The organism is Cesiribacter sp. SM1, assembly GCF_020178975.1.
Classification (GTDB): Bacteria; Bacteroidota; Bacteroidia; order Cytophagales; family Cyclobacteriaceae; genus Cesiribacter.
In genome coordinates this window covers 127,746-139,747 of record NZ_JAHXBU010000094.1, presented here as the reverse complement: position 1 = coordinate 139,747, position 12,002 = coordinate 127,746, and the positions used below count along the sequence as shown (strand labels likewise).

Genomic DNA, 12,002 nt, shown 5'->3' with positions numbered 1-12,002 from the left:
TCAGCCATTAGTGGGATGATAGGCATGGATCTGTTTAGCCAAACAACCTTTGAGTGTAGTAAGCTCATTACGCAGCGGTACAGCACTTCTTTTACACTTGGAATCCGTACGCTGCACAAACGGTTCCATTTTCCTATTTATGCCATTTATGGCTATGTGCGCTATGCCGATGAAATAGTGGATACCTTTCACGAGCACGACAAGTCCATGCTGCTGGAGCGGTTCCGTAAGGATACGCTGCTGGCGCTGGAAGAAAAGGTAAGCCTTAACCCGGTTTTGCACAGCTTTCAGCAGGTGGTGCGTGCCTATGGCATAGAGTGGGAGCTGATAGATGCTTTTCTGCACAGCATGGAAATGGACCTTGACCGCACCCGGTACGACCAGACAAAGTACCAGGAGTACATTTACGGCTCTGCCGAGGTGGTGGGCCTGATGTGCCTGCGCGTGTTTTGCGAAGGAGACAGTGCCTTGTACCATTCGCTGAAGGCATCCGCCCGCAGCCTGGGTGCAGCTTTCCAGAAAGTGAACTTTCTGCGCGATATCAAAAGCGATTTTGAAGATCGGGGCCGCGTTTACTTTCCGGGTGTGGACTTCAGCCGGTTTTCTGCCTCGGCAAAGCAGCAGATTGAAAAAGACATAGAGAAAGACTTTAAGGATGCCTATGCCGGCATATTAAAATTACCCGAGGGAGCACAAATGGGTGTTTATCTTGCTTACCTCTATTATCAGAAATTATTCAACAAAATCTGCCTTTGTCCTGCCTCACGCATACTCAAAGAGCGTATCCGCATAGCCGACCAGAAAAAGCTGCTGCTGCTGGCACAAACAATGCTGCGCTATCAGTTTAACTTTTTGTAAAATATTTTAAACAATTACATATTTATCAGAAACTTTTTGCCCTTACCTTCGCTTTCTATGTGTAGAAACCATGCTTAATCTTCAAGTAGATATCGACCCTAATTCCGGCTTTTGCTTTGGTGTAGTTTACGCCATAGAAATGGCCGAGGATATGCTGGAAGAACAGGGCTACCTGTACTGCCTGGGCGATATTGTGCATAACGATGAGGAGGTGCGCAGACTTGAAGATAAAGGGCTAAGGATCATCAATCATGAACAGCTCCGGGAGCTGCGCAACGAAACAGTGCTGATCAGGGCACATGGAGAGCCGCCCTCTACCTACGAGCTGGCCCTGCAAAATAACCTAAGCCTGATAGATGCCTCCTGTCCTGTAGTGCTTAAGCTGCAGAACCGCATTAAAAATTCTTTCGATAAAGGCGATAACATCTACATCTATGGCAAGCATGGCCATGCCGAAGTAGTAGGCCTTTTGGGGCAAACCAACAACGAGGCAGTGGTATTTCAGGATATTGCCGAATTGCCCCTGGAGGAGCTGCCCCGCTCCCTTACGCTCTACAGCCAGACAACCAAAAGTACCGATAACTTCTACCAGATAAAGTCTTTGTTAGAAGCTAGTGGCATTCAGGTAAATGCAAATGACACCATCTGCAGGCAGGTAAGCAACCGCGATAAAGAACTGCGGGATTTTGCCAGCCAGTACGATAAAGTGGTGTTTGTATCTGGCACCAAATCCTCTAACGGCAGGGTTTTGTATGGGGTGTGCAAAGACAGAAATCCGCATACCTTTTTTATTAGCCGGCCCGAAGAGTTAAATACAGGCTGGTTTGAAAAGAATGATAAGGTGGGTATTTGCGGAGCAACCTCTACACCTATGTGGCTGATGCAGCATGTGCGCGATCGCCTGCTTACCTACTGATCTGTAAATCCTTTTGTATCTTTGTGCTACGGCATGTCAGTGGCAGTAAAATCCATATCATTTTGGCAAAGGCAGCTGGGCGTTAGCATAGCCCTGGCAATTGTTGCTGCCTGGACCCTTAGCCTCTGGTTTTTGCTTACCCAGTATACCATTAACTGGTACTCGCCGCTAAGCTGGCTGCTGGTGCTGCTGCAAACGCACCTGTATACAGGCCTGTTTATAACGGCCCATGATGCCATGCATGGAGCTGTTAGTAAAAACAAAGGGTTAAATAATGCCATTGGCTGGATTACCGCGCTACTGTTTGCCTATAACTGGTACCCGCGCCTGTACCCACGCCACCACCTGCACCACCGCTTTGTAGCCACCGACCACGATCCCGATTACCACCACAGCGATAATTTCTTTTTGTGGTATTTCAGTTTTTTAAAGCAGTATGTTACCATCTGGCAAATAGTGGCCATGGCCATTACCTATAACCTGCTCATTCTCATCTTCCCGCAGCAGAATGTTATCCTGTTCTGGATGGTGCCCAGCATACTGGCAACGCTGCAGTTGTTCTACTTTGGTACCTATTTGCCCCACAAGGGTGAGCATGCTCCGGATAACAGGCACAAATCTGGCAGCCAGGCTAAAAACCACCTCTGGGCCTTTATGAGCTGCTATTTTTTCGGTTACCACTGGGAGCATCACCACTACCCTGGTACCCCCTGGTGGCAGCTCTGGAAGAAAAAGGCTTAAGCTCTTTTTAATAACCGGGATCTGCCGCAGAAAAGAATCCGCCTGCATTCTGCAACCTTATTGCCTTTTACAGCTTTAAATTGTTTAGCTTTACTTAAATAAAGATAAACATGCAAAAGTCTGGCTGTCTGTTCCTGTTGCTGCTGGTGCTGCCCGTGTTGGCCCTTGCCCAGAATGGTGTGATCAGGGGGCGGGTGCTGAACAAGGTAAGCAATGAGCCGGTGCCCTATGCCACGGTTGTTATTAGCAGTAGCACTGGCGGTAATGCCACTACCTCCGCCATCAGCGGTGTTACCACCACAGAAGAGGGGCGCTTTGAGCTTAGCCAGCTTGAGCCGGGGCGCTATAACCTGGAGGTGCGGAGCCTGGGTTTTAAAACAGAGCGTATTTATGAGGTGGCTGTTACAAACGCCCGGCCAGCAGAGGTAAATATTACCCTGGCTGAGGAAGCGGAGCGGCTGCAGGAGGTAGAGGTGGTGGCTTCTCCTTTTAGCAAAACCGACGAGAGCCCGGTATCGCTCCGTAGCATTGGGCCCGATGAAATAAGGCGCAGCCCGGGTGGTAACCGCGACATCAGCAAGGTAATCCGTACGCTCCCGGGAGCCGCCACAGCGCCCTCTTTCCGCAACGATATCATCATCAGGGGTGGCGCCCCAAGCGAAAATAAATATTACCTCGATGGGGTGGAGGTGCCCAACATTAACCACTTTCAGACCCAGGGCAGCAGTGGAGGGCCGGTAGGGCTTATCAATGTTGATTTCATAAAAGAAGTAGACTTTTACTCCGGCGCCTTTCCGGCTAACCGGGGTGGTGCCCTGTCTTCAATTTTTGAGTTCAGGCAGCGCGAGGGTCGCAGCGATAAGTGGGTGTTCAATGGCATAGTGGGAGCTACCGATTTTGGCGTTACTGCAGAGGGGCCGGTAGGTGACAGTGCCTCTGTTATTGTTTCGGTACGCCGCAGCTACCTGCAGCTGCTTTTTAAGGCCCTGGAGCTGCCCTTTCTGCCAGTTTACAACGACTATCAGCTTAAATACCAGTGGCAGCCTAACCGCAAAAACCGCTTTACGCTCATTAGCCTGGGCGCACTCGATAATTTTGAGCTGAACCTGGCAGCAAACGAAACCGAAGAGCAGCGATACCAGCTTAATACCCTGCCTGTTTCTGACCAGTGGAATTACACCATTGGTGGTAAGTGGGAGTATTTCAGAAAAGATGGTTTCTATACAGTGGTGCTTAGCCGAAACATGCTCGACAATAAAGCTGTAAAATGGGCCAACAACGATAACAGCCGGGCAGATAACCTCCTGCTGGATTACCACTCGCAGGAGATCGAAAACAAGCTGCGGCTGGAAGATTACCGGCAGCTGAACAGTGGTCTTCGCCTTAGCTGGGGCCTTAACTACGAGCGGGCAAAATATAGTGTTAACAACTACTTTAAAACTGTTGCCCAGGGCCAGCCACTTACCAGGGATTTTACATCAGACCTGGCGCTTAATAAATGGGGGCTCTTCGGGCAGGCCAGCCAGGATCTGCTGGAGGGGCAGCTGGTGCTTTCTGCAGGCTTTCGTATGGATGCAACAGATTACTCTGACGAGATGAACCGGCTGTGGCAACAGTTTTCGCCCCGCTTATCGGCGGCCTATTATTTTCTGCCCAAGTGGAGCCTTAACTTTAATGCAGGCCGTTATTACCAGCTGCCCAGCTACGTGGTAATGGGCTACAGAAGCACTGAGGGCGGCGGTTTGGTAAACCGGCAGAACGGCTTAAAATACCTGCAGGCCGACCACCTGGTAACAGGCCTGGAGTGGGCGCCTAACAATTTTCTGCGCCTTACCATGGAAGGCTTTTATAAATGGTACCGCAACTATCCTTACCTCCTGGATCTGGGCGTGTCACTGGCTAATCTGGGGGCAGATTTTGGCGTGGTGGGCCAGAATCCTGTTGTGTCTGCCTCTAAAGGCAGGGCCTACGGGCTGGAGTTTCTGGTGCAGCAAAAGCTTGCCGGCACCTTTTACGGAACCCTGGCCTATACCCTGGTGCGCAGTGAATTTACAGGGCTAAATGATGTTTACAAGCCCTCTGCCTGGGATTACCGGCATATTGTTAGCTTAACAGGAGGCAAGCGTTTTAAAAGAAACTGGGAGCTTGGCACCCGTTTTCTGCTAAGCGGCGGCCCTCCTTTTACGCCCTATAATTATACAGCCTCCCTAAACCAGGAAAACTGGGACCGCACAGGCCAGGGCGTAACAGATTACAGCCGCCTGAACGAAGGCCGCCTAAGCCCCTTCCATCAGCTCGATGTGCGGATTGATAAGAAATACTTTTTCTCCCGCTGGAGCCTGAATGTTTATTTTGATGTACAGAACCTGTATGGCTATGAGGTTGAGTTCCAGGAAAACATTGATGTGCAGCGTGATGATGCCGGCCTTCCTGTAGCCGATCCTGCAAACCCGGGCCAGTATTTAGGCAAACTGCTGCGCAACACCAGTGGCACCATACTACCTACTGTAGGCATTATTGTAGAGCTCTGATCAGGAAGTTTGCTCCCAGCCTGCGCATTTAGCTCCTGCCTGAAAAGAGCTTTCCAGAAAAGCCAGTAGTGCGCCCTCCGGATCGGGATGGGTACGTAGATCGCTGTACATAAGCAGGGCCAGCGGCGTGCCATTACTTACTACCCATTGTGCCGCCGGGGGTTGCAGCGGTTCATGGCTTATGCCCTTAGGGCTAGGGTAGGCATAGGCGTAGTAAGCAGCAGCATGTACGTGCTCGTCTCCCGGTAAAAGGCCAAAGCTGATAAACTCATGTGAGTAGGTTTCTTTTGATAGCTTATGGGCATTCCTGGGCAGCTCCGGTGCCCTGCGGCCGGAAAAGCGGGTAAGGGCAAGGTCCATGTGGTGCCAGTAGAGCTGCACCGGGCAGGTTTTTCCCTGAAAGCGGCTGCAGAACTGCTTAAATATTCCACTGGTCCAGAGCAGAATTTTCCAGAAGCTTTCTATGTGGGTTTTCTGGTAGCTGTGATGCTCTGTAATGTGGGTAAAAGGTTTATCAATGTTCATGGAAAAGGGCTTGGCCAGAATCCGCACCCTCACGTCCACTTTTTGCAGCTTGTTAAAAAGCTGGTGATAAAACTCTGCAACTGAAAGACCATCCTGCAGCAAAATCTCCTCGTACTCACCGGCACTGGTTTGTATTTCCAGGCGGTGGCTGATAAAGTTGAAAAGTATTTCCAGTGTTTTATCCCCGCAGGGGATCTGTTGTGAGCTTATGCCTTTGGCGCAGGGATATAAGCTTACGTGCCACCAGTGATTTCTGGGCGGGTTAAGCTTAAGCTGTATTTTACCAACGATCTGCATATACAAATGCAGTGTAATTTTTGTGGCTTCCCATTCTGCTAAAGCCAGAGGTGGTAAAAGGCTGGTGGGGAGCATAGCAATCGGCGATAGGCAAGTGGGTTCCGGGCAGCAAATGCATAGGGCACATAAAGCGCCTCCTGCTAAATAACTATGTTTTACATTTTGTGTTCAAACAACATAATCATCTTAACAAGCCTATGCCCAGGAACTTAAGTGCCGGATTGCTGATGTATCGCCCTAAGCCAGAACAGCCCCATGCGCTGCAGTTTTTTCTGGTACACCCGGGAGGGCCTTATTTTACCCGGAAAGATAAAGGCTGGTGGGGCATTCCAAAGGGTTTGCCCCACGAAGGGGAGGAACTATTACAGACGGCTCAAAGGGAGTTTTTAGAAGAGACAGGAATTAACCCTCAGCCGCCGTTTCTGCCGCTGGAAAGCATTAAGCAAAAGGGTGGAAAAACTGTTTGGGCCTGGGCTTTTGAGGGAGCATGGGAGGAGGCACAGGGTATTCAGTGCAACAGCATGAAAATTGAGTGGCCTTACAAAAGCGGTAAGTGGCAGTCTTACCCCGAGGTAGACCAGGCCCGCTGGTTTAGCTACGAGGAAGCCTGTGCTTACATCAATGCAGCACAAATACCATTTATAGACCGGCTGCTTGAGCAGCTAAAGGCTACGAGATAGCAGGCCCCGCTCTGCTATTTTGCCGAATTTGGCAAATATGAAGGCCGGGTAGCATACATTTACAGGTTGTGCTAGTTAAGATGTACCAGAGTTATTCTAATTAACAGCGGTTGAGATGAAGTTAACAGAAACAGAAGAACACTTACATATAGTAGTCATAGGCACATCGGCAGGTGGAATAAGCGCGCTGCAGGAACTGGTGAGTCAACTCCATGATGGTATGAATGCTGCTTTTTTTATTGTGATGCATTTGTCCCAAAAGGGAATCAGCGACTTTTTAGTGCATAAGCTTCAGCAGGTAGCGCAGTTGCCCTGTGCCCTGGCCCGGGAGGGGGCTCCCATTCAAAAAGGGCACATTTACATTGCCCCGGCCGATAAGCATTTATTGGTAGCGCAGGAAGGCATAAAGTTTGGGTACGGGCCTAAAGAAAACCGCTGGAAGCCGGCAATAGATATGTTGTTTCGTTCGGCTGCGGCGGCTTTTGATGGGCGTACCATTGGCATTATTTTAACCGGCTACCTCAACGATGGTACCTCGGGAATGCTGGCTATTAAAAATAGCGGTGGTACCTGTATTGTACAGGATCCTAACGAAGCAGAGTACCCCGATATGCCGCTTTCTGTGCTTGAACACCTGCAGGCAGACTACTGTGTACGCTTATCTAAAATGGGTGATGCACTGGAGATGGCCCTTCAGCTTGAAAAAGAAGAAACGGCTGTGCCTGAACATGTGCTGGCCGAAGCTGCCATTGCAGAAAGAGCCGCAACAGGAATAGATAAGCTGAACAGCCTGGGCGAAAATTCCATATACAGTTGCCCCGATTGCGGAGGTGTGCTCTTTAATATTCAGGAAAATTCCTTTAGCCATTACAGATGCCATACCGGGCACAGCTTTACTGTTAAGGATTTGTTGCTTAGGCAGGAGCAGGAGTTTGAATCTACCCTGTGGGTGGCATTGCGCTCGCTGGAAGAACGAAAGACCTTGTTGCATACCCTGGAAAACCAAAACACCAGCAGGGGCTTTCAGCTGGCTGCAAAAGGCTATGCAGAAAAAGCAGAAGAACTGCAGGAACATATTGACAGGTTAAGGCGGCTCCTGGTTTCTGCTCAGAACGATGATAAACAAAAGGCGGCCTCCGGCTAAGCGCTGAACAATCTAATACTGACAAGTACAGAAAGCTGGCGCCAGGTGGCAAGCGCTGTGTGTTGGCTGTTAGTGGCCGTTAGTTTACTGGTGCTCCGGGTAACTGCATCTGAAGCACAGCGCAGAACTGCAGCATAACCTGCGTTGGTGCCTGGTGGCATTAATCCTGTTTCCTGATTTTTTCTTCTGGTTCTGTATTCCGGTTTGCAGACATGCTCTTCCTGTCGCCGGTAGACTTTTGTTCCAGGGTAAGTGCCTGTTTCAGTACTTCCGGCGAGAGCGGTTTTTCCATATAGTCTGTTACAGCTTCCAGGCTTTCGGCCGTTTGCCGGTCGCGCTGGCTAATGGAAGAAGAAAGGATAAATATTTTTGTTTGCGGATGCTCTGCCAGAAATGTATCCTTCAGTTGTTGTGCCATTTCCAGGCCACTTACCATTGGCATATCCAGGTCTATAAAAACCGCATCGGGAAAAGAACTGTTATTCTCTTTGAGGTTCTGAAAATACTGCCTGGCTTCTTCAACAGTTGTAGCCGTGTCAATGCGCCCCAGGTAATCCTGGCCTTCCAGCATCTTGCGGGTGAGCATCAGAAAAAGTGTATCGTCATCAATCAGCAGTATTGTTTTCTTGCTCATAAGGTTTAAGGTATAAAATAAATTTTGTGCCTTCATTCACCTGGCTCTCAACTTCTATTTTTCCGCCGTTGCGTTCAACCATATATTTAATAATATACAAGCCTACACCCATACCACTGGCCTCCGGATGAAAGCGCTTAAAAGGCTTGAAAAGACTGTTTTGTACCGCCTCCAGGCTAAAGCCCTGGCCGTTATCTGAAATAGTTAAAACCACAAAATTTTCGGTACAGGTGGTTGTAAGTAAAATGTGAGGCTTGCGGCGTGGGTGCCGGTATTTAATTGCATTGCTAAGGAGGTTTTGCAGTATGCTGTTCAGGTACACATCGGCATACCTAATGCTAGGGCAGTCCTCAAAGCGAGTCTCCAGCTTAACCTTGTATTCCAGTATGTTGGCTTTAAAATCTCCGGCAACAGCATTAAACACCTCGGCAAAAGCCAGCTCCTGGTAGTTTATGTCGCCCTCATTGGCTACTTCAATAATTTTGATCAGGCCGTTAAGTGTGGTATCGAGCTTCTTTACGGAATTACCGATCATCTCAACAAACTCTTGTCGTTCCTCTTCTTTTTCGGTTTTCTTAAACAGGTCGGCCAGCATTTTGAGGTTTACCATAGGAGTGCGCAGGTCGTGGGCAATGGCGTGCACAAAATTGTCCATACGGTCGTAGATCTCGGAGAGGATCTTGTTCTTGTCCAGCAGCTTTTGCTCGGCGTTCTTTAGTTGCGTAATATCGGTAGATACAGAAAGAATGCTTTTTACCTGCTGATCGTCCTCGCCAAATTCCGGCACCAGCTTTACGTAGTAGTGCTTTTCTCCTGATTCCGAGGTGTAGGTGTGGTAGTAATCCCGAACCGACTTAGTCTCTATTACCTCCTGCATTAGCTTTTTGCTCTCCTTATCTTCTTTTAGCATGCGCAGGCCAACCCGCTCCCGGCCAATAAACTCCCTATAGCTAAGCCCGCTGGCCTCCAGCAGGGCACGGTTTACGAAAGAATACTTCAGGTCACAACCAAAGCGTACAATAAAATCGGGGGTATGGTCCAGCAGCGATTTAAGGTGCCGCTCGTTGGCAAGTACCTCTTCGGTAAGCTTAAGCAGTTTATTGTTGCTAAGTTTTAGTTCTGTGATATCAGTAAAGGTAATGACCACCCCTTTTACCTGCCGGCTTTCGGTTTTATAGGGTAGTATGCGCATAATGCTGTAGGTACCGTCTTTGTGTTCTACCTCATGCTCAACCGGTAAAAACTGCTCAAGCACCTTTTCTATATTTTCCAGAATATCGGGGTACTTAAAATTGTAGCTGTAATGGCCCAGCGGGCGCCCTATATCGGTTTCGCGTATGTTAAAGTAATGCTTGGCCGGTGGGGTAAACTTACGGATGTTGGTGCTGTTATCCAGGAAAATGGCAGCCAGCTGAGTGCTGTTGAACAGGTTGTTGATATCGTCGTGCAGAATGGTAACGGCATCTACCTTGTTCTTGAGCTCCATGTTTACGGTCTGCAGCTCTTCGTTAGAAGACTGCAGCTCTTCGTTAGTACTTTGCAGTTCTTCGTTGGCGCTTTGCAGTTCCTCATTGGCACTCTGCATTTCTTCGTTAATGGTCTCCAGCTCATCGGCTTTTACGCGCAATTGCCTGCGGGCAACTTTTAACTCCAGTTCCAGGTTTTCAATCTCGGCTTTGGAGTAGTTATCGTGCTCAATAACCTTTATGCTTTCGCTTATTTGCTGTTGGTCTGCCTCTTTTCTCCAGAACTCTACCAGGTACAGTTTTTCGTGCGGCTCGGGCCTGGCATTTTCCAGTATGCTGAATTTAAGATCGACCAGGTGCTGCTGGTTTTCGTTCTCCACCAGGCAATCCTTAAACACCACACTCGATTCGCCACCAGACAGCTGGCGCAGTGCATTGCGAAATACCAGGATTAACCTACCCCTTAGCATGCTGTACACGTTCAGGTCTACCCGCTTGTTTGGAAAGTGCAGGTAGTTATGTAAGGCTCCGGTGGTGTAGAGTACATCTTCCTGCTGATTCATGATGAGGGAGGGTGGCGCAAAACGCCCAGTCAGCAGGTCGGCATAATGTTCAGTGGGCGTAGTGGTATTTGCCCAGTTGCGGTAAACCAGTTCCGTAGAAGGCAGAGACTGCGGTTGGCTTACCTGAAAGTTTGTAGGCCTGTAAGGCCGCAGGTTAGTGCCGGGCCTGGCTTTAAAAATTTTGTTGCGAATGTCTATGGATTCAAACAGCGCATCCTGCTCGCTTATAGATTCGGTAGCGCCCAGCAGCAGGTAACCATTGGGCTTCAGCGAGTAATTAAAAGTCTGGAGTGCCTTGTTCTGTACTTCATCCAGCAGGTATATAAACAGGTTGCGGCAGGTAATCAGGTCCTGCTGAATAAAAGGCGGATCGCCAATCAGGTTGTGCTTGGAGAAAATAATTTGCTTCCGGAGGTCCTTTTTTACCTCGTAATACTCCCCAAGTTTACTAAAGTAACGGCTAAGGCGCTCCGGGCTTACATCTTCTTCTATGGCAGCCGAGTAGCGGCCGGCACTTGCAATTTCTACAGCCCGCTGGTCTATGTCGGTAGCAAATATTTTAAACTCCAGGTTTAGGTTGTGTCTGCTGATGTACTCGTCAAAGAGCATGGTGAGGGTGTAGGCTTCCTCACCGGTAGAGCAGCCCACCGTCCAGATACGAATAGGCTCCACGCCACGGTTCTTCTGGCAGATGGCCGGGATCACATGCTCTTCCAGGCTTTTAAAAACTTCGGGATCCCTGAAAAAGCGGGTAACCCCAATAAGCAGGTCGCGGTAAAGGTTATTCAGTTCTTTAGGGTGGCGCCGCAAATGGGTTTCATACTCCTGAATATCGTTCAGGTGGTTTATTTTCATGCGCTTTTCTATGCGCCTGATAATGGTGCCCAGCTTATAACCCCTGAAATTAATACCGGAATAGGCACTTACCTCCTGGATTATTTCCTGCAGCGTATCACGCTGGGAGTTAGATTCTTTGATCTTTTCATTGTTCAGCAGCTCTGGTCGCTGAATAAATTCTGCCAGCTCTTTGGCCAATACCTCGGGGCTGCCAATATAGTCGGGGCTGTCGGAGGTAATGGCAACTGTGGGCATGCTGTCGAAGCTGGCCGACTGGGGGCTCTGCACCATTACCACCCCACCGCGCGATTTAATGATCTGTACACCGCGGGCACCATCTGAGCCGGTGCCGGAGAGTACAATACCTACGGATTTATCGCCATAGGCCAGGGCCATGGTTTCAAAAAATACATCAATGGCCAGGTTTACTACTTTCTGAACGGGCCGGTCTTCGGGAACAATGCTGGTGTTACGTAGCTTCAGCTGCTTTTTTTCCGGAATTACATATACATGCCCCGGCTTTACATTTACCGTCTCCGTTACCTTTATCACCGGCATACTCGTATAATCTTCCAGAATTTTATGAAGATTACTTTCGTAATGGGGCGAGAGGTGCTGAATAACGACAAAAATGGCAGAAATCTCTTCAGGTAAACCCTTAAAAAACTTTTTGAGGGCCTCAAAACCGCCTGCAGAGGCGCCTATACCAACTATATACGTATCTTTCGTTACTTGCATAAAAAGGGTGTGCTAACAACAATATAATGCTGTTGCTAATAGAAGATGCCAGCTTGACCAATGCCCGTAACC

The 12,002-nt window shown here is 49.0% G+C and carries 9 protein-coding genes; 6 read left to right on the top strand and 3 right to left on the bottom strand.

Going from position 1 to position 12,002, the window contains the following annotated elements; genetic code table 11:
* Positions 1–24 precede the first annotated feature (24 nt).
* The 4 genes from KWJ01_RS24850 (at position 25) to KWJ01_RS24835 (ending at position 5,046) form a co-directional block, all read left to right on the top strand.
* Positions 25–858: a phytoene/squalene synthase family protein gene (locus KWJ01_RS24850; protein ID WP_224999837.1), complete on the top strand. Its 834-nt coding sequence runs from the start codon at positions 25–27 to the stop codon at positions 856–858.
* 70 nt (positions 859–928) lie between these two features.
* Positions 929–1,774: a 4-hydroxy-3-methylbut-2-enyl diphosphate reductase gene (locus KWJ01_RS24845; RefSeq protein ID WP_224999836.1), complete on the top strand. Its 846-nt coding sequence runs from the start codon at positions 929–931 to the stop codon at positions 1,772–1,774.
* A gap of 33 nt (positions 1,775–1,807) precedes the next feature.
* Positions 1,808–2,515, top strand: a complete 708-nt coding sequence (locus KWJ01_RS24840; RefSeq protein WP_224999835.1) for a fatty acid desaturase — start codon at positions 1,808–1,810, stop codon at positions 2,513–2,515.
* A gap of 110 nt (positions 2,516–2,625) precedes the next feature.
* Positions 2,626–5,046 (top strand): TonB-dependent receptor, encoded by a 2,421-nt coding sequence (locus KWJ01_RS24835; protein ID WP_224999834.1) that lies wholly within the window; start codon positions 2,626–2,628, stop codon positions 5,044–5,046.
* Here the strand turns inward: KWJ01_RS24835 and KWJ01_RS24830 are convergent, their stop codons facing one another.
* The gene (locus tag KWJ01_RS24830) at positions 5,047–5,943 is read right to left on the bottom strand and encodes a DUF5996 family protein (RefSeq protein WP_224999833.1); all 897 of its coding nucleotides are present in this window, start codon (positions 5,941–5,943) and stop codon (positions 5,047–5,049) included. It lies immediately after the preceding gene.
* 122 nt (positions 5,944–6,065) lie between these two features.
* Between KWJ01_RS24830 and KWJ01_RS24825 the strand changes: the two genes are divergently transcribed.
* Both KWJ01_RS24825 and KWJ01_RS24820 read left to right on the top strand, forming a co-directional pair.
* On the top strand, positions 6,066–6,548 hold the full coding sequence (locus KWJ01_RS24825; RefSeq protein ID WP_224999832.1) for an NUDIX domain-containing protein: 483 nt from the start codon (positions 6,066–6,068) through the stop codon (positions 6,546–6,548).
* 115 nt (positions 6,549–6,663) lie between these two features.
* Positions 6,664–7,692, top strand: coding sequence for a chemotaxis protein CheB (locus tag KWJ01_RS24820; RefSeq protein ID WP_224999831.1), 1,029 nt, complete (start codon positions 6,664–6,666; stop codon positions 7,690–7,692).
* Between the two features lie 160 nt (positions 7,693–7,852).
* On the opposite strand, the gene KWJ01_RS24815 is transcribed toward KWJ01_RS24820, so the two are convergent.
* Both KWJ01_RS24815 and KWJ01_RS24810 read right to left on the bottom strand, forming a co-directional pair.
* Positions 7,853–8,326: a response regulator gene (locus KWJ01_RS24815; RefSeq protein WP_224999830.1), complete on the bottom strand. Its 474-nt coding sequence runs from the start codon at positions 8,324–8,326 to the stop codon at positions 7,853–7,855.
* On the bottom strand, positions 8,298–11,930 hold the full coding sequence (locus KWJ01_RS24810) for a CheR family methyltransferase (RefSeq protein ID WP_224999829.1): 3,633 nt from the start codon (positions 11,928–11,930) through the stop codon (positions 8,298–8,300). The genes KWJ01_RS24815 and KWJ01_RS24810 overlap by 29 nt, the downstream gene beginning before the upstream one ends.
* Positions 11,931–12,002 lie beyond the last annotated feature (72 nt).